Source organism: Kribbella amoyensis, from assembly GCF_007828865.1.
GTDB classification, from domain to species: Bacteria; Actinomycetota; Actinomycetes; order Propionibacteriales; family Kribbellaceae; genus Kribbella; species Kribbella amoyensis.
In genome coordinates, this window is sequence record NZ_VIVK01000001.1 from 241,657 (window position 1) to 261,188 (window position 19,532).

The following is a 19,532-nucleotide window of genomic DNA, read 5'->3' on the forward strand; positions in this document are numbered from 1 at the left end:
GCCTCTTGGCCGGAGGCCCTAGACCGGCCGGGCCAGCGCGAGCAGGTCGTTGCGCCACTCTGTCGAGCGGGACCCCGGGAGCGGATCGATCGGGCCGTCGTCCCAGGCGTGGACCGGGCGGATGCCGTGCAGCGCGTTCAGCAGCCAGACCTCGTCCGCCTCGGCGGCGAGCTGCTCCGCGGTCCGGGCGCGCTCCTCCACCTTGGCACCGCGGTCCACCGCCAACTCGCGGACCAGCTGAGCCGTGACCGAGGGCAGGAACGCGCGATCGGCCGGCGGGAAGCAGAGCACCTCGTCCTCCCACCAGGCGAGCGCCGAGTACGCCGCCTCGACGGCCACCCCGTCGGTGTCGAGCAGCAGCACCTCGTCGGCACCGGTCGCCTCGGCCGCGTCGGCCTTCACCTTCCCCAGCACGTCGAGATCCGGGCCCTTCACCCGCGGACTGGTGCGCGGATCGGCCCCACGATGAACCGCGACCCGGACCCGGTCCCCCGGAGTCGGCGCCGGGCGGACCTGGACGGCGTACCGAGGCGCCCCGGCCGGCTCCGACCACAGCTCGATCCGCGGGAACCACCGGCCGAACCCGGGCAACCGGCCGACCTGGTCGTCCCAGTACTCCGCGGCACCGTCCGCCCCGGCGGCCGCGCAGGAGGCGGTGAACCGGGCCCGATGCCGGTCCAGCCCGCGAACATTGCCCTGGGCAACGAGAAACGAATCGGCCACCAGTAGCGGCATCACGTGGACCTTCCTAGCGTTGCGGTTGCCTTGAGCACCATTTCGTCGTACTCCGCGACCGGATCGGAGTCGAGCACGATCGCCCCGCCCGCGCCGATCACGGTCCCGGCCGGCGTCAGCACCGCGGTCCGGATCACCACGCTGAGATCGGCCCGGCCGTCGACGGTGAGATAGCCGAGCGCACCCGAGTACACGCCGCGGGCGCTCGACTCCAGCCCGTCCAGGATCTCCATCGTCCGGATCTTCGGCGCACCGGTCATCGAGCCCGGCGGGAAGCAGGCCCGGACCGCGGCGACCGCGTCCACCTCGGGACGGAGCCGGCCGCGCACCGTGGTGACCAGCTGGTGCACGGTCTGGTACGTCTCCACGGCCATCAGCTGCGGGACCTGGACGGTGCCCGGTTCGCTGACCCGGCCGAGGTCGTTGCGGATCAGGTCGACGATCATCAGGTTCTCGGCGCGGGTCTTCTCGTCCTCGGCCAGCGCCTTCGCGACCAGCTGGTCCTGGGCCGGATCCGCCGACCGCGGCGCCGTGCCCTTGATCGGGCGGCACTCGGCCCAGCCGTCGGCGTCCACGGTGAGGAACCGTTCCGGCGACGAGCTGGCGACCGCGAGCTCGCCGTACCGGAGGAACGCGGCGTACGGCGCGGGGTTGGTCGCGCGTTGCCAGAGGAAGAAGTCGAGCGGGTCGGCGATCGGTGGCAGGCGGACCCGGTTCGTCAGGCAGACCTCGTACGTCTCCCCCGCTTCGAGGGCGGCCCGGCACGCGTCGATCCCGGCCAGGTACGTCGCCCGGTCCTGCTCGAGGTGGGCCTCGATGTCGAGCAGCGTGACCGCCGGCGGTCCCGCCCAACCCATGAACCAGGACGCGGTGACGTCATTTGCCCGATCGAGCCAGCCGGTGGCCTCGTGGTCCCCCGGTTGGTGCACCGCGACGAGGTGACTCAGGTCGCGATCGTGGTCGATCACCACGAACCGGTTGGCCCAGATCCACACCGCGTCCGGCGTCTCCGCCGCGTGGGCGGCCACGCCACCGGTCAAGGACTTGAGCTCGTACCCGAAGTAGCCGACGTAGCCGCCGCAGAACAGGTCGGCCAGCTCGGCCGGGACCACGGACCGCCTTGCGGCGAGCAGCTCCTGCAGTTCGGCGAAGACGTCACCGTCGGCGGCGTCCCGGACCAGCACGTCGGCATCCGGGCCGGCCGTCGTCCCGAGGACGGAGACGCGGCGGGATCCGCGGTCGGTCAGGCTGCCGTCGAGCCAGAACGAGACCGGTTCGCCGGCGAACAGTTCCCGGTACACCGTCTGGCCGTCCAGGGCGTGGTCCAGTGAACGGACGGACCAGGTCAGAGCGGGCACAGCAGAACCGTACCGACTTCCCGGCCCTGCCGGTCACCCTTGACCGGCAGACGATCAGCTGGCGAGCGCGAGCCTGGTCCGCATCGCGGTGATCCGGCGGACCGGGATCGCGACCTCCAGGCCGTCCCGGGCCTCGGCGCGGTCGGCCAGCCAGTGCGCCGCGGTCTCCCGACGGTCGTCGGACGTCCCGGGCAGGTAGATCGCCGAGACCACCCGGCGGGCGTCGTCGAGCGAGCGGACGGTGTACGCGTACCGCTCGCGCTGGCTCTCCATCACGTCGAAGCCGACGCCGCGCAGCTGCTCCTTCAGCCCGGTGATCTCCCCGTTCCCGGGGAACTGCGGCCGGGACCGGAGCCGGGTGGTCAGACCGGTCAGGGTCCGGATGTCGCCCCGGCGCAACGGCCGGACGGCCAGCACGGTCGCGGCCAGGACGCCGCCGCGGCGCAGGACCCGGGCCGCCTCGGACAGGATCTCCGGCAGCGGCTGCAGGACCATCAGGCCCATCGAGCAGGTGACCACGTCGAAGGCCTCGTTCGCGAACGGCAGGTGCAGGGCGTCGGCCTGCACCCGCGGCCCGGGGGCGTCGGCGAGCTGGGTCGGGTTGTTGTCCAGCCCGACCACCCAGCGGCCGTGCAGCTCACGGGCGACCGGCCCGCTCCCGCAGGCGAGGTCGAGGACCCGCCGAGCCTCTCCGGACACCGCCCGGACGAGCCAGCGGTAGGGCGTGTGGTCCCCGGCCACAGCTCGTGACAGCAGCGCTTCGGTACACCCGGGTGCGGCGGTGTGGAACTCGCGCAGGTACCCGGGCCAGTCGATTACGTTCTCGGACATCGCGGACAGACGTTACCTCGTGGCCACACTGAGTACAGCATCGAGCGCTGTCGGTGGCCTTTCTTAATGCAGGTCTGAAGGAACCGGCCCTCAGACCAGGCTGACGAAGATGTGGCCGGCGGTCTCGTCGCTGATCACGCCACCGGCGTCGCGGCTGCCGACCAGCACGCCCTCGGCGTCCAGCATCGAGTCGACCTCGCGGCCCGGCAGCGCACCTGCGCGGCGGAGCACCGACATCGCCAGGTCGTCGGTCTGCACCGGCTCGGCGATCCGCCGGACCAGCACCCGGACCGGCGCCGCGGACGCCGCGTCCAGCACCTTGTCGAGCGGCTCGACGCCACTGCGGAACTCGCCGATCTCGGTGACCTGGCCGTTCTTCTGCAGCTCCTCCAGGCCCGGGATCGGGTTGCCGTACGGCGACTCGGTCGGGTTGTCGAGGATCTTCAGCAGCCGCAGCTCGACCGCATCGGACATCACGTGCTCCCAGCGGCAGGCCTCGGCGTGCACGTCCTCCCACTCCAGGCCGATCACGTCGACCAGCAGCCGCTCGGCCAGCCGGTGCTTGCGCATCACCCGGGTGGCCTGCATCCGGCCGACGTCGGTGAGCTCGAGATGCCGGTCGCCCTCGACCGTGACCAGGCCGTCGCGCTCCATCCGGGCCACCGTCTGGCTGACCGTCGGGCCGGACTGGTGCAGGCGTTCGGCGATCCGGGCGCGGAGCGGCAGGATGCCTTCTTCTTCCAACTCGTAGATGGTCCGCAGGTACATCTCGGTGGTATCGATCAGCTCGCTCACGACAACCATTCTCACCTATTCGGGCAAGCCCTACCCAATCGCCGGACCGATCCGGTCATCGGCGGTTCGAGCCTGTGCAGAAGTTGTGCATGAGCCAGGATGGGATGATGGCTCCGGCTCTGATGTGGTTCCGGCGGGATCTCCGGCTGGCGGACAACCCCGCCCTGCTCGACGCGGTCGCCGCGGGCGACGGCCGGGTGACCGGGTTGTTCGTCCTCGATCCGGCGCTGTGGGACCCGGCCGGCGGTCCACGCCGCGACCACCTGATCACCTCGCTCAAGGCGCTGTCCGACGCGATGGGCGGCAAGCTCGTCGTCCGCCGCGGCGATCCGGCCGACGTGGTGCCCGAACTGGCCAAGGACCTCGGTGCCGTGAGCGTGCACAGCGCGGCCGACCACGGTCCGTACGGACAACGCCGCGACGCCGCCGTCGAGGCCGCGCTGGACTGCCCGCTCGTCACCACCGGTTCGGCGTACGCGATCGCGCCCGGCCGCGTCCTGAACGGCCAGGGCAACTCGTACCAGGTGTTCACGCCGTACTTCCGGACCTGGCTCGAGCACGGGTGGCGTGGTCCCGTCGACGCCCCCGACTCGGTGGAGTGGATCGGCAAACGCGGGGACGCGCTGCCCGACGCCTCCCCGGTCGAGGGTGCGGGCGAGGCCGCGGCGCGCGAGCACTGGGCCGACTACCTCGACACGGTCGCGGGGTACGACGACGAGCGGGACCGGCCCGACCTGGACACCACGTCGCGGATGTCGATCCCGTTGAAGTACGGGGAGATCCATCCGCGGACGATGCTCGCCGACCTGGCCCGCAAACGCAGCGCGGGCGCCGAGGCGTACCGGCGGGAGCTGGCCTGGCGGGAGTTCTGCGCGGACCTGCTGGCCCGGAATCCGCAGGCCGCGTGGAAGCCGTTGCGGTCGGAGTTCGCCAAGATGCAGTACGACGAGCCCGGGGAAGCGTTCGAGGCGTGGTGCGCCGGCCGGACCGGGTACCCGATCGTCGACGCGGGGATGCGGCAGCTCGCCGAGAGCGGGTTCATGCACAACCGGGTGCGGATGGTGGTCGCTTCGTTCCTGGTCAAGGACCTGCACGTGCACTGGAAGTACGGCGCCCGCTGGTTCATGCGGAACCTGCGTGACGGCGACCTCGCCTCGAACTCGCTGAACTGGCAGTGGGTGGCCGGTTGCGGTGCCGACGCCTCGCCGTACTTCCGGATCTTCAACCCGATCACCCAGGGCACGAAGTTCGACCCGGCCGGCGACTACGTCCGCCGCTGGATCCCCGAGCTCCGTGATGTCGCGGGCAAGGCCGTCCACGAACCGTGGAAGCTCGCCGAGCCCCCGGCCGACTACCCAGCCCCCATCGTCGACCACGCCGAAGCCCGCACCGAAGCCCTCCGCCGCTACGACGGCATCCGCTGACCCGGACCCCCACCACTCACCAACCACCTGACCACCCGTCGGTCCACGCTCAGCCTCACCCCACACCTCACCGGCTCGGTGGGTTGATGAGTGCTGCACGTCCGCACCCTTGACGCCGAGCTCGCCCGTACCCCTATAGTGCTAGTCACCTAGTTAAATGGGGGTTTGGATGATCGAGTTCCACCTGGACGGCCGGTCGGGGGTGTCGCCGTACCAGCAGATCGTGCAGCAGGTCCGGAACGCGCTCCGGCTCGGGCTGCTCCGCGAAGGCGACCAGCTGCCGACGGTGAAGGACGTGGTCGCGGCCCTCGCGATCAACCCGAACACCGTGCTGAAGGCGTACCGCGAACTGGAGCACGAAGGGCTGGTCGCCGCCCGGCCGGGCCGCGGCACGTTCGTGACCAGGACGCTCACCGACAACACGCTGGCCGCGCACGGACCGCTGCGGCAGGACCTGCGCCGCTGGCTGGCCAAGGCGCGCAAGGCCGGTCTCGACGACGAGAGCATCGAGGCGTTGTTCCTGACGACCTTTCGGTCCGCCGCTCAGGAGGACATAGCATGACCGCCGTCCTGAGCGCCCGGTCCCTGGGCAAGCGCTACGGTCGCCGCTGGGCGCTGACCGACTGCGACCTGGACGTACCGGCCGGCCACGTGGTCGGTCTGGTCGGCCCGAACGGCGCCGGCAAGAGCACCCTGCTGAACCTGGCCGTCGGCCTGCTCACCCCGACCGCGGGGTCGATCGAGGTCCTCGGCGCACCCGCCGGCGCGACGATGGAGAAGGTCGGGTTCGTCGCCCAGGACACCCCGACGTACGCCCGGCTGAGCGTCGCCGACCACCTGCGGCTGGGCGCCCGGCTGAACCCGGACTGGGACAAGACCCTCGCCGAGGAACGGATCGGGCGGCTCCGGCTCGATCCTTCCCAGCGCGCGGGCCGGCTGTCCGGCGGCCAGCGAGCACAGTTGGCGCTCACGCTCGGCCTGGCGAAACGGCCCGACCTGCTGATGCTCGACGAGCCGGTCGCGGCCCTGGATCCGTTGGCCCGCAGGGAGTTCCTGCAGGACCTGATGGAGGCGGTCGCCGAGCAGGAGCTGAGCGTGGTGCTGTCCTCGCACCTCGTCTCCGACGTGGAACGCGCCTGCGACTACCTCATCGTGCTGGTCGACTCCCGGGTCCAGGTCAGCGGGGAGATCGACCACCTGCTCGCCACGCACCACCGGATCACCGGCCCGCGGCGAGAGGCGAAGTCGCTGCCCCGGGACCAGTTCGTCGTGGGTGAGAGTCACACCGACCGGCAGTCCACGTTCCTGATCCGGACCGAGCAACCGATCCTCGACCCGGCCTGGACGGTCAGCCAGCTCACCCTGGAGGACCTCGTCCTCGCCTACCTCGGCCGCCGGACCGAGACCGACCCGCCGGCCGCCCGGCCCGTTCTGGAGGTGCAGCGATGATCTGGCTGACCTGGCGGCAGTTCCGGGTGCCCGCGCTCGCCGTCGCCGGCGCGGTCGCCGTCCTGGCCGTGTTCTGCGCGGTCACCGGCCCCGGGCTGGCGTCCGACTACCGCACCACCACGACCGGTTTCCTCGACCTGGTCGCCGAGCAGCGGCTCAACCGCACGCTCTACCTGGTCGGCCAGTTCGTCGTGTACGCCGCTCCCCCGGTGATCGGCGCCTTCTGGGGAGCTCCGCTGATCGCGCGGGAACTCGAGGCCGGGACCCATCGGCTGGTCTGGAGCCAGTCGATCAGCCGGAGTCGCTGGCTCACGGTGAAGGTCGGGCTGACCGGCGCGGCCGCCATCTCGGTCAGCGGCCTGCTCAGCCTGATCGTCACCTGGTGGGCCGGCCCGATCGACGACAGCGTTGCCGCCGGCAACAGCTCGAACGTGTTCGAACTGGCCCGGATGCAGCCGCCGCTGTTCGGGGCCCGCGGCGTCGTCCCGATCGGCTACGCCGCGTTCGCCTTCGCCGTCGGCGTCACGCTGGGTCTCGTCATCCGGCGCAGTATCGTCGCGATCGCGCTCACGCTGGCGGTGGTGGTCGCGTTCCAGGCGCTCGCCCCGTCGTTGATCCGGCCGCACCTGATGAGCCCGGTGGTGGAGACCAAGACGCTCACCAAGGACACCATCCGAGGTCTGATGCTGAGCGGCCCGGAAAAGGATCCCGAGGTCCTCCGGGTGGAGGTCCTGGCCGGTGCGCCCGGACTGTGGAAGGTGTCGGACGAGACGGTCAAGGACGGCGTGGTGCAGAAGACGCTGCCGTCGTACCTGCAGGACTGCGGGCCGCGGCCGCCCGAAGCACGGGAGCGGAAGCTGAGCCCGGACCAGTGCTTCCAGCGGTTCGAGGCCGAGGGCTACCGCCAGCAGGTGAAGTACTACCCGGCCGACCGGTTCTGGGGACTGCAGTGGCGGGAGACCGGGCTGTTCCTGCTGCTGGCGTTCGGGCTGACCGGCTTCTGCTTCTGGCGGATCCGCCGCGACCTGACCTAGCCCGCCTTCAGTACGGTCAGCAGGCGGGCCACCTCGGCTCCGACCGCGTCGCGGGCGGGGCCGAGGTACTTGCGGGTGTCGACGAGCTTCGGCTGGTCGGCCAGGGTTTCGCGGACGACGCCGGTGAAGACGTTGTTGAGGTGGGTGGCGATGTTGACCTTCGTCATCCCCGCCTCGACCGCACGGGTCAGATCCGCGTCGGCAACCCCCGAGGAACCGTGCAGCACCAGCGGTACCGGGACCGCGGCCCGTAGTTCCGCGATCAGGTCGAAGTCGAGCTGGGCGGTCCGCTCCGTCATCGCGTGCGACGAGCCGACGGCGACCGCGAGCGCGTCGACCCCGGTCGTCTCGGCGAAGGCGAGCGCCTCGTCCGGGCGGGTCCGGGCGCCGGGCGCGTGCACGCCGTCCTTGCCGCCGACCTCGCCGATCTCGGCCTCGACGAACACCCCGTGCTCGTGGCAGAACGCGGTCACCTCGGTGGTCGCGGCGACGTTGTCGGCGTAGTCCAGCTTGGACGCGTCGAACATCACCGAGGTGAAGCCGAGCGCCACCGCCTCGGTGACCAGGTCCCGGTCCATCGCGTGGTCGAGGTGCACCACGACCGGGACCGAGGCGGCCGACGCGGCGGCCAGGGTGGCGACGCCGATCGGCTTGAGCGCGCCGTGGTACTTCACCGCGTTCTCGCTGATCTGCAGGATCACGGGCGTACCGGCCTGCTCGGCGCCGGCGATCAGCGCGGTCGCGTGCTCCAGCTGGATCACGTTGAACGCACCGACCCCTCGGCCGGCCTTCGCCGCACCGAGCACGACCTCGGCTCCGGACACCAACGGCATGACGATTCCTCTCTCCAGGGCCCGCTACAGAGCTTGGACGGTGACCTGCGGCTGCCACCGCCGGTACGCCGCCAGGTCGATGTCTCCGGCGACGGGGGTCAGGACGGCCGCTGCCGACGCGGCGACCGCGCTCTGCAGGACCAGGCTCCAGTCGGGTTCGGGGGCTTCGGCCACGGCGGCCGCGACCACCGCGGTACACGCGTCGCCGGCCCCGGTCGGGTTGCCGGACACCTGCTCGACGGGCAGCGCGCGCCACGTACCTTTGTGGCTCGCGGCAACCATTCCGTGGGGTCCGTCGGTGATCACGGCGGCCGCGGCACCGAGCTCGGTCAACCGACGGGCGCCGCTCTCGACGCTCACGTCGTCGCCGAGTGCGTCCCGCAACTCGGCCGCGTTCGAGCGGACCACGGCACCCGCCTTCGCGGCCGCCAGCAGCGCCTCGCCACCGGTGTCGATCACGGTGAGCACGTCGTGATGCCGGGCGCGCACCGCGATCTCGGCGTACGCGTCGGTCGGTACGCCGGGCGGCAGGCTGCCCGAGCACGCGAGGACGCCGAGCCGGCCCCACGGCATCCGGTCGTGGAACGCGCGCCATTCGTCGCCCGAGACGGTCGGCCCGGCCTCGTTGAAGATGGTCGCGTCGCCGTCGGATTCGTTGACGATGGCAACGGTTCGGCGGGTCTCCGCGGAGATCGGGGTGAGCAGCGCGGTCAGGCCGGCGTCGAAGAGCTCCTCGGCGACCAGCTCGCCGGTGATCCCGCCGACGAACCCGAGCGCGAGCACCTGGTGCCCGAGCGTCGCGGCCACCCGGGCCACGTTCACGCCCTTGCCGCCGGCCCGCTGCCGGATCGCGCCGACCCGGTGGCTGCCGCCGACGACGAGCTCGCCAACCTGGTAGGTGACGTCCAGCGCGAGGTTGAGGGTGACGGTGCCGATCAGTCCAGCCACGAGCCGGCCCGCATCACCTTGTCGACCCGGTAGTCGTCGTCCAGCACGACCAGGTCCGCCCGCTTGCCGGTCTCGATCCCACCGACGTGGTACCAGCCGAACGCCTCGGCCGGCGTCGTCGACGCCATCCGGGACGCGTCCACCAGGGACACCCCGGCCTTGACCGCGTTGCGGTAGGCAACGTCCATCGTCAGCGTGCTGCCCGCGATCGAGTGCGACCCGTGCGCCAGCGTGGCCAGCCCGTCGGTGACGTCGACCTCGAGCCCACCCAGCTGGTACCGGCCATTCGGCATCCCGGTCGCGATCATCGCGTCGGTGATCAGCGCGATCCGGGACACCCCGGCGGCCGAGAGCGCGACCCGGACCACCTGCGGATCCAGGTGCATGCCGTCGTTGATCACCTCGAGCAGCAGCCGCGGATCGTTCAGCGCGGCGCCGACCGGACCGGGGTCGCGGTGGTGGAACGGGCGCATCCCGTTGAACAGGTGCGTCGCCACGGTCGCCCCGGCGTCCGCACCCGCGATCATCTGCTCGTACGTCGCGTCGGTGTGCCCGAGCGCGGCGACCACACCGGCGTCGACGACCTGGCGGATCGCGTCCAGCCCGTGTTCGAGCTCGGGCGCGATCGTCACCATCTTCACCGCGTCGCCGAGGACCTTGGCCACATCGCCCTCGACCGGATCGCGGAGCAGGGTCGGCTCGTGCGCACCACAGCGCGCCTCGGAGAGGAACGGCCCCTCCAGGTGGACACCCGCGATCACGCCGTCGGTGACGAGATCGGCCAGGCAGGCGGTCTGCGAGACGATCTCGTCCAGCGGCGCGGTGACCAGGCTGGCCATCGTCGTGGTGGTGCCGTGCTTGGCGTGGAAGGCCGCGGCCTTGCGGACCTCCTCGGGATCCGTGGTCGAGTACGTCGCCCCGCCACCGCCGTGGGTGTGGATGTCGACGAACCCGGGCACCACCGTGGCCGCGCCGAGGTCCTCGGGCCGGCGGCCGTCCGCGGGCATCCCGTCCGACCGGCGGCCGAACGCGACGATGTCGCCGTCCTCGACCTGGATCCAGGCGTTCTCGAGTACGTCGTCCGGCGTGACCAGCCGGGCCACGCGATACGTCGTCATACCGTCCGCTCTCCGCTCACCGTGATCTGCTGCTGTCCTTGACCCCTGTGGTCCCAGGTCAATCGTGCGCCGGTCCGGCGGCGACGTCCCAGGCCATGAACGCGGCGCCGAGACAGCCCGCCTCCTCGCCGAGCTCGGCGGCGACGATCTCCGGCTCGCGCTGGAACGTCAGCCGCTCGTGCACACCCTCGCGCAACGGCGCCAGCAACGTCTCACCGGCCCCCACCAGTCCACCACCGATGGCGATCCGGGTCGGCGCGACGAGGGTCGTGTAGAGCACGAGCGCGTCCACCAACGCGGTCAGCGCCTCGTCCCACACCGCCGCCGCGTCGGGGTCACCCGCCGCCAGCAACTCGAGGACCTCGCGGGCCCCGTCGACCACCTCGCCGGTCCGAGCGCCGTACCGCCGGGCCAGCGCGGCCGCGGACGCCACGGTCTCCAGGCAACCACGTTGCCCACAGGCACAGAGCTCGGCGGCCTCGCCCTGGACGAACCGGGTGTGCCCGAGCTCACCGGCGTACCCGTCGCCGCTGACCAGCGAACCGTCGACCACCATGGCCGCGGCGATCCCGGTCCCGAGCGGGAGGAAGAGGGAGTTCGTCGTACCGCGGAGTGCGCCCACGCGGACCTCGGCGTACCCGCCGGCGCGGACGTCGTGCGCGAGCGTCACCTGCTGGTCCGGACCGACGGCGGCCTGGAGTTCGGCGAGGACGGGCGTGTTCACCCAGAGCAGGTTCTCGGCGCTGACGGTGCCCTGGTGGGCGTCGATGATGCCCGGCACCACGACCCCGGCGGCGCGGACGCGATGACCGTCGGCGGCCGCCTTCTGCCCGAGCTCGACCACGGTGTCGACGAGCGCGTCGAGCACAGCGCGGCCACCGGCTTCCCGGGGCGTGGCCCTGGTCTCCCGGTGCACGACGGCACCGTCCGCGGCGACCAGGCCGCACTTCATCCGGGTACCACCGAGATCGACGGCGACCACGACTTCACAGGGCTCCACGGAGCGCCATTATGCAGCGTTACCCCGGGGTTCGAACATCCATGAGCACTTTATGGACAGATCCGGGGGCTGGGTCAGGAGCGCAGACCCCGGTCGAACGCCGCGACCAGGAAGGCGATCAGGTTCTCCGCCAACCGGCCCGGATCCTCGGTCTCCACGGCCCCAGGCGCCTTCGACAGCGCCTGCGACTGGTGCAACGCGAGCAACCCGAGCATGTTGAAGTACCCGAACTCCACCGACTCCGGCGCCGCCCGCGGCAACGCCCGCTGCAACGCCGCGAGGTACCGGGACTCCACCGGATCCGCCTCGGCCGCGTACAGCTCGCGGATCCGCTGACTCGGGTCGAACGCGACCCGGCCGATGAACCGCGCGACGATCGCGCCCCGCTCACCGCGCCGCAGGACCAGGTCCAGCCCTGGTTCGATGAAGGCACGGATCACCTGCTCGGCGTTCGGCTGGTACCCGTTCGCCTCCAACTGGTCGAGCCGCCGCCGGCGTTCGGTGTTCACCGGCGCCATCGCCCGCGACACCGCCGCCCGCAACAACGCTTCCTTCGAACCGAAGTGGTAGTTCACCGCCGCGATGTTCGCCGCCGCCGCGACCGTGATGGCCCGCAGTGAGGTCCCCTCGTACCCGCCCTCCCCGAACCGCTGTTCGGCGACGTTGAGCAACCGCTCCCGGGTCGATTCCACCGGTGTGTCCACAAAATCTCTCCTTCCCCCCGACACCGTGCGCGCAGGCACCCCACCTGCTCACGCCCAGTAGCCTGCAGTCAGGATAGTTCAAACGGACGTTTGAATGAGAGCCCCCAACCACAAATTCCGAAGACTTTCCAGAAAAACCCTCACCTCTCCCCTCCCAAACCCCAACATCCCGCCCCTCGGACCGACTTTGTGCACGCGCCAGCCGATACACCGCCACGACGGTGACCGGTTGGTGCTCAAGGTGGATCTGGGTTGGGGTCGCTGGCGCGTTGTTCGACGACTACCGCGCTACAGCAAGCCATCGCTGCAACAACCCGCCAGCCGCCCAGCGGGCCTGCCGGCCGCCGCCGTCGCCCGCCGACCCGCCGCCGCCCGTCCCCCCGCCAACCCGCCGCCGCTCGCCGCCCCACCGACCCGCCGCTCGCCTTCCACCGCTCGCCTTCCCGCCGCCGATCCGCCGCTCGGCTTCCGCCCCACTTTGTGCACGTGGCAGCCGACTTGGCGGCCCGATGAGGACTGGTTGACGCTCAAAGTTGCTGGGGTCGACTGGTTGGTGCTCAAAGTGGGTGGGTACGGCGCTGCTCGGCATCGGCGCGACTTTGTGCACGGAGTGCCTGATCTGGTGCCGCTGGGGTTGCTGGTTGGTGCTCAAGGTGGGGCTGGGGCACTGGTTGGTGCTCAAGGTGGATGGGGGTTGGGGTGGGGTTTGTGGGGGCGGGGCAGCGTGGAGCACTAGGGTCAGGGGGCATGGGTACGCGAGAGGTCCTGCGGATCGAGCGGCGCTTTCGGGGTCCGGAGAAGTCTGGGAACGGTGGCTACACCGCCGGGCTGGTCGGGACCGCGCTCGGTGCGGTCGCGCCGGACGGGACGGTCCCGCAGGTCACCTTGCGGCTGCCTCCGCCGTTGGAGGTCGACCTCGAACTGCTGGTCGGTGAGCAAGGCGCGCAGCTGATGACGCCGGACTCGCTGGCCGCGGACGCCGTGCCGGTCGCCGTGGACGAGCTCGCCGATGCGGCCATCGATCCGATCTCGTTCGAGGAGGCCCGGGCGGTCGAGGTGAAGTACCGGGGGCTGGTGGATCATCCGTTCCCGGCTTGCTTCGCTTGCGGGCCGGCGAACGCGGAAGGGCTTCAGCTGCGGCCCGGGGCCCTCGGGGACGGGCGGACCGCGTGTACGTGGCGTCCTTCGGCGGATCTTGGTGGCGAAGACGGGCTGGTCGACGCGGAGTACCTGTGGGCCGCGCTGGATTGCCCGGGTGGCTGGGCGACGGACCTCGAGGGGCGGCCGTCGGTGCTCGGGCGGATGACGGCTTGTGTGGATGCGCGCCCGCAGTCGGGTGAGGCGTGCGTGGTGATGGGCCGGTTGCTGGGCGAGGACGGGCGGAAGACGTTCACGGCGACCACGCTGTACGACTCGGACGGGCGGATCGTGGCGCGCGCGAAGCACACCTGGATCACGGTGGACCCGGCGCTGTTCAACTGACCCCGGCGGCGTTCAGCGGGTACGGGCCGCGTGGGCCCTGACCTTCGAACGGTTGCCGCAGGTCGCCATGGAGCACCATCGCCGACGACCGCGGGGATCCAGGAAGAGCCAGCCGCAGGCGTCTCCGGCGCAGAGGCGGACCTGGGCGCGCTGCGGACCGGTGAGGAGATCGCCGGCGAGGACGGCCAGCTGGTCGAGGGGGAGGTTGAGGTCCTCGGCGAGCTCCCAGGTCGCGCCGACGCCGTGCAGGTTCGAGAGCGCGGTGAGCTGCCGGCGGCCCGCGGCTCGCTCGATCACCCGGGCCACTCGCTCGAACGCGGCGGCCGAGCCGGACGTGTCGGTGAGGACGTCGTACAGATCGGCGCGGAAAGCCAGCGCCGCTTCGAACCGGCGGCTCGCGTCGGTCGGGTGGGCGCTGGCCTGCTCGATCAGCCGGAAGACCGTTGCGTCCGGCAGCAGCCCGACGTGGCCGGACCAGATCACGAGGGTCTCGTAACCGGTCAGCCACTCGCTCCGAGCCGGCCCTCGTCCGGACCAGTCGGCGCGGGTGTTGAGGAAGTCGAGGACCGGGTCCGCGCCGACCGGTTTGGGCAGGACGATGCCCTGGACCAGCTCGAGGTGGGACGGCAGCGCGGACACCGGGCGGCTCAGCGGGGCGACTGCTGGGTGGTCGGAGTCGGCACCGGGATGCTGACGTTGCCGTTCTGCGGGATCACCATGAACTGGATCTTGCCCGACTCGATCGCGGATTTCAGCAGGTAGCCGTTCGACCCGAGCAGCGCGACCTGCTGCTTGACCGACAGCAGCTCGACGTTGACCTGCTGGTTCTTCTGCTCCTGCGCCTGCTTGGCGAGCTCGGCGCGCTGCTTGGCCTCGAGGCCGTCGATGATGCCCTTGTCCAGCGGCGTCGGCTTCTGGACCGTGAAGGACAGCTCGCCGCAGGCGTTGTCGCCCTTGTACGACGGGCCGCAGAAGTAGTCACCGCCGACGGCCGCGGGCAGCAGCCGGGTGAACTCCTTGGCGGCCGCGGCCTGGAACGCCGACTTCTTCGCCTCGTTGTTGTAGAGCTCGGCCCAGTTGTAGTTGGTGCCGACCGCGACCAGCGCCCGGTCGATCTGCGGCCGGAAGTACGACTGCAGCATCGCGTTCCAGCCGCGGTCCTCGTACGCCTCGGTCTTCAGGCCGATCCGCTCGTGGAAGGACCGCAGCACCTCCTGGTCCCGGTTCAGGGTGAAGTACACCTGGACCCGGACGCCGAGCCGGACGTTGTCCTTGCTCACCACGGTGACCTCGTCGGCGTTGTCGGTGTCCGCGCCGGCGCCGCCGATGATGTACGAGCGCTGGTCGATCGGGTACGGGTACACCGTGTCGCCCGGGCCGATCAGCTTGTTCGTCGAGCCCGGCGGGACGACCGACTTGAACTTCTTGTCCTCGACGATGCCGCCGCCGTAGTGCAGGCCGATCTTGTTCGCGTCCGTGTCGGCGAAGTTGAACAGGTTGAACAGCACGATGATGAACACGACCAGCAGGATCAGCCCGCCGATCAGCTTGCCCTTCACCCCGCCGGTCTTCTTGATCGCGGACGGGGTCCCCAGCTTGGCCATCAGGTGTCGAGCTCCTTGCGTTCGGTCAGCCGCCGGATGTCGGCGAGCGTCAGGTCGGCGGTCAGCGCGACGTCGCGCGGGACCGACGGATGCGAGCTGAGCGTACGCAGGCCCTGCTCGGCAGCCGCGACCGCCTTCTCCAGCGCCCTGACCTCCTGGACCAGTTGCTTGCTCTCGCTGGTCAGTTCGGAGACAGCGCGCTCGGCGTCGACGGCCCGGCGGTACGACGACCACGCGAACCAGGCGGTTCCGATCAGCAGGAGCAGCACGGGCAAACCAAGCCGGATCATGTCCCCATGGGATCACGGATCCGGCCTGTTCACCGGCGGCGAAAACTGGTTGAAGGCGATCGGGCCGGGAGATAGGTTTTCAGTACACGCGAAGGGAGGTGGTCCAACGCATGAATTGCTATCGGACTCGTGAGGTGGCGGCGGGCTGACCGCCAACCACTGAAGTCAAGTGGGCAAGTGGTCGGCAATCCAACGCCAGCCACCGGACCCGCAGGCAGTCAGGAAAGTCCGCCTGACCCAGCGTTCGGCCACCCGGTCGTGTCTCTGGAAGTGTCTGCGGGTCTCTTTTTTTGCCCGGCTCCGGGCCCGGTCACTCGGCCGGCGGGCAGTCCAGGCCGAGCGCCTCGCCGATCTCCCGCAGCTGCGCCTCGAAGTACGCGCCGGCGTCTTCGAGGGCCCAGTGCAACTGCCCGAAGACCTCCATGCAGATCAGCCCGTACAGCCGGGTCCAGTAGTTCAGCGCCAGGTACACCGCGCCGGCCGGAATCCCGTCGAAGAAGTCCGACTTCTCCCGGAGCTGCTCGACCAGGACCGGGCCGAGGTCCTCGTCCGGCGGACTCGGGAACGGCTGCTGGTGGTACACCTGCGCGACCAGGTCCTTGAACACGGCCCCGAACCGCATCGCGGCCTGGTGGCTCTCGGTCAGCTCGTGCCGCTCGTCGTCGAGATTCGGCACCGGCGCCCCGAACAGCAGCCCGAACTCGGCCGGATGCGCCAGCGCCCAGTCGCGCAGCCCGCCGGCCACCAGGAACAGCTGCTCGCCCAGGTCCTCGCTGGTGTCGCGGGCCTGCTCCAGGTACTCGGTGAGGTCGCCGTACAGGTCGGCGATCAGCGCGCTGACCAGGTCGTCGTGGCTGCCGAAGTACCGGTACAGCGCGGGAGCGCTGAGGCCGAGCTCACGGGCGACCGCCCGCAGACCGACCGCCTGGGCGCCGCCTTCGACCAGCAGTTTGCGCGCCGCGACCTTGATCTCCACGACCGTCGCGGCCCGTTGCCGGTCCCGCCGGGTGCCGAGTTCCACACTCACCTTCCTTGACAACTGCACGGGCTCGCCGCCTAGAGTGAACACCGTTAACTGTTAACACCGTTCACCCTTGCGACCACTGTTCAATGTACCGCTCTGGGGAGGGTTCGTGTTCGAGAAGCTCGGCCGGTTCGGGTACCGGCGCCGTCGGCTGGTGCTCGCCCTGACCGGGGTCTTCGTGATCGCCGCGGTCGTCTGGGGGACCGGCGTGTTCGGCTCCCTGGCCAACGGCGGCTTCGAGGCGCCCGACACCGAGGCGGCCCGCGCCGTCCGGACCATCGAGCAGACCGTCGGCCGGACCGGGACCGACGTGATCGTGCTCTACCGGGACCCCGCGCGGACCGTCGCGGACCCGGGCTTCCGGCAAGGAGTCGAGCAGCATCTCGCGGGCCTGCCGACGACCGATGTGGTCCGCACCTCGACGTACTGGAGCACCCGCTCCCCCGCGTTCGTGTCGAAGGACCAGCACTCGACGTACGCCGTGGTCACGCTGACCGGCGCGGATCCGGAGGAGCGGCTGAGCGCGTTCCACCGGATCGACGACCGGCTCCGGCAGGCCCCGGCCGGGCTGGACGTCAAGGTCGGCGGTGAAGTGGCCGTGTTCGACGAGGTGAACACGCAGACCGAGCACGACATCGTCCAGGCCGAGTCGATCTCGCTGCCGATCGTGCTGGTCCTGCTGGTCGTCGTGTTCGGCGGCCTGGTCGCGGCCGGCCTGCCGCTGTTCGTCGGCGGACTCGCGATCCTCGGCGCGTTCGTCGTCCTGCGCGCGCTGAGCACGTTCACCGACGTGTCGATCTTCTCGATCAACATCGTCACGATGATCGGTCTCGGCCTGGCGATCGACTACGCGCTGTTCATCGTCACCCGGTTCCGCGAGCAACTCGCGGCCGGCGACGACGTCGAGAGCGCGCTGGTCACCACGATGAGCACGGCCGGCCGGACGGTCGCCTTCTCCGGGATCACGGTCGGCGTGGCGATCTCGAGCCTGGTGCTGTTCCCGGTGATGTTCCTGCGCTCGATGGCGTACGGCGGGGCCGCGGCGGTCCTGGTCGCGATGGTCGCCGCGTTGACCGCGTTGCCCGCACTGCTCGCCGTGCTGGGTCATCGGGTGAACAAGCTGAGGCTGCCCTGGCTCTCGCGAAGCACCGGTCCCGCGGCGGAGCACGGCGCGTGGTACCGGCTCGCGCACAGCGTGATGCGGCGCCCGGTGCGGTACGTGGTGATCCTGGTTCCGTTGCTGCTGATCCTCGGAATCCCTTTCCTGCAAGCGCAACTGGGCGGGGTCGACCATCGCGCGTTGCCGGCCGGTGCGACCAGCCGGACCGTCACGGAGACGCTGCAGTCGGACTTCGCCGGTGCGGGTGGTTCCGAGGTCCTGGTGGCTGTGCGGTTCGCGACGCCGCCTGCCGATCCCGCGGCCGCGCTCGCGCCGTACATCGGTCGGTTGCAGCAGGTGGGCGAGGTCGAGGACGTCCGGCTCGGTGGATACAAGGACGGCGTCGCGTCGGTCGTCGTGCACACCCACTACACCGCGCAGGAGCTCCCGGCTCGCGACGTGGTGAAGGGGGTCCGCGCGATCGATCCGCCCGCGGGGACGTCGGCCGAGGTCGGCGGCGAGACCGCTGCGCTGATGGACCTGCTGCACGTCCTGGCCGAGCGGACGCCGTGGATGGCCGGGTTCATCATCGTGATCACGTTCGTCCTGCTGTTCGTTGCCTTCGGCTCCGTCGTACTGCCGGCCAAGGCGTTGCTGATGAACGTGCTGTCGCTGTCGGCGTCGTTCGGCGCGATGGTGTGGATCTTCCAGGACGGCAACCTGTCCGGGCTGCTCGACTTCACCCCGGCCGGGTTCCTGGACGCGACGAACCCGGTGCTGTTGTTCGCCGTCCTGTTCGGGTTGTCGATGGACTACGAGGTGTTCCTGCTCAGCCGGATCCGGGAGGAGTACGACCGGACCGGCGACAACACCCGCGCCGTGGCCCTCGGGCTGCAGCGCACCGGCGGGATCATCACCAGCGCGGCGTTGCTGCTGATCATCGTGGTGGCCGCGTTCGCGACCTCGGGCATCGTGTTCGTGAAGATGATCGGAGTGGGGCTGGTGATCGCGATCCTGCTCGACGCGACCGTGGTCCGCGCGCTGCTGGTGCCCGCGACGATGCGGCTGCTCGGCCGGGCGAACTGGTGGGCGCCGGCGCCGCTGGCGAAGTGGTGGCAGCGGCACGGCTTCCGCGAGTCGGGCGAGCCCGCTCAGGGTTGGAGCCGGACCAGCTCCCACGCGGAGGACGAGTTGGCCCGGCGGTAGGCCAGCCGGTCGTGCAACCGGCCGACGCGGCCCTGCCAGAACTCGAACGCGGCCGGCTCGATCCGGTAACCACCCCAGAAGTACGGGGCGGTGATCTCGGTTCCCTCGGGCCACTGCCGCTCGTACGACTCGTACTGCAGGTCGAGCTCCTCACGGGACTCGACCGGCTGGGACTGCTGCGAGGCCCAGGCCCCGAGCTGGGACTCGCGGGGCCGGCTCGCGAAGTACGCGTCGACCTCTTCGGCCGGGAGCTTGGTGGCGGTGCCTTCGACGCGGACCTGGCGCTCCATCGCGTGCCACGGGAAGACCAGTGCACAGGCCGGGTTCGCGGCGAGGTCGTCCGCCTTGCGGGACTGCTGATTGGTGTAGAAGACGAAGCCGCGCTCGTCCAGGCCCTTCAGCAGGACTGTCCGGGCCGACGGCTTGCCCTCGGCATCGACCGTGGCGAGCACCATCGCATTCGGCTCGGTCAGGCCCGCCTCGGTGGCCTGGGCGAGCCACACGCCGAACTGCTTGACCGGATCCGCGTCGACCTGGCTCTCGAGGAGTTCACCGAGGCCGTACGTCTGCCGCATCTCTGCAAGGTCCACAGAGTCGA

At 70.7% G+C, this 19,532-nt stretch carries 20 protein-coding genes; 6 read left to right on the plus strand and 14 right to left on the minus strand.

Annotation, left to right across the window (positions count from 1 at the left end):
• Positions 1-18: 18 nt before the first annotated feature.
• From FB561_RS01205 to FB561_RS01220, 4 genes are all read right to left on the minus strand, one after another.
• On the minus strand, positions 19-735 hold the full coding sequence (locus tag FB561_RS01205; RefSeq protein ID WP_238334600.1) for an aminotransferase class IV: 717 nt from the start codon (positions 733-735) through the stop codon (positions 19-21).
• Entirely contained in the window at positions 735-2,093 is a 1,359-nt protein-coding gene (gene pabB, locus FB561_RS01210; protein ID WP_145802097.1) for an aminodeoxychorismate synthase component I, read from the minus strand. The genes FB561_RS01205 and pabB overlap by 1 nt, the downstream gene beginning before the upstream one ends.
• A 54-nt stretch (positions 2,094-2,147) precedes the next feature.
• Positions 2,148-2,924 carry a class I SAM-dependent methyltransferase gene (locus FB561_RS01215; protein WP_145802098.1) on the minus strand — a complete coding sequence of 259 codons (777 nt, stop codon included), beginning with the start codon at positions 2,922-2,924 and terminating at the stop codon, positions 2,148-2,150.
• A 90-nt stretch (positions 2,925-3,014) separates the two neighbouring features.
• Positions 3,015-3,728 carry an iron-dependent transcriptional repressor DtxR gene (locus FB561_RS01220; protein ID WP_145802100.1) on the minus strand — a complete coding sequence of 238 codons (714 nt, stop codon included), beginning with the start codon at positions 3,726-3,728 and terminating at the stop codon, positions 3,015-3,017.
• A gap of 80 nt (positions 3,729-3,808) precedes the next feature.
• Here FB561_RS01220 and FB561_RS01225 point away from each other — a divergent pair, with 80 nt between their 5' ends.
• The 4 genes from FB561_RS01225 to FB561_RS01240 all read left to right on the plus strand — a co-directional run bounded on the left by FB561_RS01225 (position 3,809) and on the right by FB561_RS01240 (position 7,626).
• Entirely contained in the window at positions 3,809-5,143 is a 1,335-nt protein-coding gene (locus FB561_RS01225; protein ID WP_238334602.1) for a cryptochrome/photolyase family protein, read from the plus strand.
• Between the two features lie 169 nt (positions 5,144-5,312).
• Positions 5,313-5,705 carry a GntR family transcriptional regulator gene (locus tag FB561_RS01230; RefSeq protein ID WP_170284549.1) on the plus strand — a complete coding sequence of 131 codons (393 nt, stop codon included), beginning with the start codon at positions 5,313-5,315 and terminating at the stop codon, positions 5,703-5,705.
• Positions 5,702-6,592 carry an ABC transporter ATP-binding protein gene (locus FB561_RS01235; protein ID WP_145802104.1) on the plus strand — a complete coding sequence of 297 codons (891 nt, stop codon included), beginning with the start codon at positions 5,702-5,704 and terminating at the stop codon, positions 6,590-6,592. Before FB561_RS01230 ends, FB561_RS01235 begins: the two co-directional genes overlap by 4 nt.
• Complete coding sequence (locus tag FB561_RS01240; RefSeq protein ID WP_145802106.1) at positions 6,589-7,626, plus strand: ABC transporter permease; 1,038 nt, start codon at positions 6,589-6,591, stop codon at positions 7,624-7,626. Before FB561_RS01235 ends, FB561_RS01240 begins: the two co-directional genes overlap by 4 nt.
• Here the strand turns inward: FB561_RS01240 and FB561_RS01245 are convergent.
• The 5 genes from FB561_RS01245 to FB561_RS01265 form a co-directional block, all read right to left on the minus strand.
• A complete protein-coding gene (locus FB561_RS01245) occupies positions 7,623-8,459 on the minus strand; it encodes a class II fructose-bisphosphate aldolase (protein ID WP_145802108.1) in 837 nt (278 codons plus the stop codon). The two genes, FB561_RS01240 and FB561_RS01245, sit on opposite strands and share 4 nt — an antisense overlap.
• Positions 8,460-8,483: 24 nt before the next feature.
• Positions 8,484-9,407: a 1-phosphofructokinase family hexose kinase gene (locus tag FB561_RS01250; protein WP_145802110.1), complete on the minus strand. Its 924-nt coding sequence runs from the start codon at positions 9,405-9,407 to the stop codon at positions 8,484-8,486.
• Positions 9,395-10,525: an N-acetylglucosamine-6-phosphate deacetylase gene (gene nagA / locus FB561_RS01255; RefSeq protein ID WP_145802112.1), complete on the minus strand. Its 1,131-nt coding sequence runs from the start codon at positions 10,523-10,525 to the stop codon at positions 9,395-9,397. Before nagA ends, FB561_RS01250 begins: the two co-directional genes overlap by 13 nt.
• 58 nt (positions 10,526-10,583) lie before the next feature.
• Positions 10,584-11,525 (minus strand): ROK family protein, encoded by a 942-nt coding sequence (locus FB561_RS01260; RefSeq protein ID WP_238334603.1) that lies wholly within the window; start codon positions 11,523-11,525, stop codon positions 10,584-10,586.
• A 74-nt stretch (positions 11,526-11,599) separates the two neighbouring features.
• Complete coding sequence (locus FB561_RS01265) at positions 11,600-12,229, minus strand: TetR/AcrR family transcriptional regulator (RefSeq protein ID WP_145802114.1); 630 nt, start codon at positions 12,227-12,229, stop codon at positions 11,600-11,602.
• A gap of 747 nt (positions 12,230-12,976) precedes the next feature.
• Here FB561_RS01265 and FB561_RS01275 point away from each other — a divergent pair.
• The gene (locus FB561_RS01275) at positions 12,977-13,711 is read left to right on the plus strand and encodes a hotdog family protein (protein WP_145802118.1); all 735 of its coding nucleotides are present in this window, start codon (positions 12,977-12,979) and stop codon (positions 13,709-13,711) included.
• 12 nt (positions 13,712-13,723) lie between these two features.
• On the opposite strand, the gene FB561_RS01280 is transcribed toward FB561_RS01275, so the two are convergent.
• The 4 genes from FB561_RS01280 to FB561_RS01295 form a co-directional block, all read right to left on the minus strand.
• Positions 13,724-14,350, minus strand: a complete 627-nt coding sequence (locus FB561_RS01280; RefSeq protein WP_145802120.1) for a CGNR zinc finger domain-containing protein — start codon at positions 14,348-14,350, stop codon at positions 13,724-13,726.
• A gap of 8 nt (positions 14,351-14,358) precedes the next feature.
• Entirely contained in the window at positions 14,359-15,315 is a 957-nt protein-coding gene (locus FB561_RS01285) for an SPFH domain-containing protein (protein WP_145802122.1), read from the minus strand.
• Positions 15,315-15,605, minus strand: coding sequence for a hypothetical protein (locus FB561_RS01290; protein WP_145802124.1), 291 nt, complete (start codon positions 15,603-15,605; stop codon positions 15,315-15,317). The genes FB561_RS01285 and FB561_RS01290 overlap by 1 nt, the downstream gene beginning before the upstream one ends.
• 310 nt (positions 15,606-15,915) lie before the next feature.
• Positions 15,916-16,626, minus strand: a complete 711-nt coding sequence (locus FB561_RS01295; protein ID WP_145802126.1) for a TetR/AcrR family transcriptional regulator — start codon at positions 16,624-16,626, stop codon at positions 15,916-15,918.
• Between the two features lie 112 nt (positions 16,627-16,738).
• On the opposite strand from FB561_RS01295, the gene FB561_RS01300 reads away from it, so the two are divergent.
• A complete protein-coding gene (locus FB561_RS01300; protein WP_145802128.1) occupies positions 16,739-18,934 on the plus strand; it encodes an MMPL family transporter in 2,196 nt (731 codons plus the stop codon).
• On the opposite strand, the gene pdxH is transcribed toward FB561_RS01300, so the two are convergent.
• Entirely contained in the window at positions 18,880-19,524 is a 645-nt protein-coding gene (pdxH, locus tag FB561_RS01305) for a pyridoxamine 5'-phosphate oxidase (RefSeq protein ID WP_170284550.1), read from the minus strand. The two genes, FB561_RS01300 and pdxH, sit on opposite strands and share 55 nt — an antisense overlap.
• Between the last annotated feature and the right edge of the window lie 8 nt (positions 19,525-19,532).

Excerpts from the sequence above, each read along its gene's own strand:
- FB561_RS01205 (WP_238334600.1), bottom strand. The coding sequence starts at position 735 with ATGCCGCTACTGGTGGCCGATTCGTTTCTCGTTGCCCAGGGCAATGTT.
- FB561_RS01215 (WP_145802098.1), bottom strand. The coding sequence starts at position 2,924 with ATGTCCGAGAACGTAATCGACTGGCCCGGGTACCTGCGCGAGTTCCAC.
- FB561_RS01220 (WP_145802100.1), bottom strand. The coding sequence starts at position 3,728 with ATGGTTGTCGTGAGCGAGCTGATCGATACCACCGAGATGTACCTGCGG.
- FB561_RS01225 (WP_238334602.1), top strand. The coding sequence starts at position 3,809 with ATGAGCCAGGATGGGATGATGGCTCCGGCTCTGATGTGGTTCCGGCGG.
- FB561_RS01230 (WP_170284549.1), top strand. The coding sequence starts at position 5,313 with ATGATCGAGTTCCACCTGGACGGCCGGTCGGGGGTGTCGCCGTACCAG.
- FB561_RS01235 (WP_145802104.1), top strand. The coding sequence starts at position 5,702 with ATGACCGCCGTCCTGAGCGCCCGGTCCCTGGGCAAGCGCTACGGTCGC.
- FB561_RS01240 (WP_145802106.1), top strand. The coding sequence starts at position 6,589 with ATGATCTGGCTGACCTGGCGGCAGTTCCGGGTGCCCGCGCTCGCCGTC.
- FB561_RS01245 (WP_145802108.1), bottom strand. The coding sequence starts at position 8,459 with ATGCCGTTGGTGTCCGGAGCCGAGGTCGTGCTCGGTGCGGCGAAGGCC.
- nagA (WP_145802112.1), bottom strand. The coding sequence starts at position 10,525 with ATGACGACGTATCGCGTGGCCCGGCTGGTCACGCCGGACGACGTACTC.
- FB561_RS01275 (WP_145802118.1), top strand. The coding sequence starts at position 12,977 with ATGGGTACGCGAGAGGTCCTGCGGATCGAGCGGCGCTTTCGGGGTCCG.
- FB561_RS01285 (WP_145802122.1), bottom strand. The coding sequence starts at position 15,315 with ATGGCCAAGCTGGGGACCCCGTCCGCGATCAAGAAGACCGGCGGGGTG.
- FB561_RS01290 (WP_145802124.1), bottom strand. The coding sequence starts at position 15,605 with ATGATCCGGCTTGGTTTGCCCGTGCTGCTCCTGCTGATCGGAACCGCC.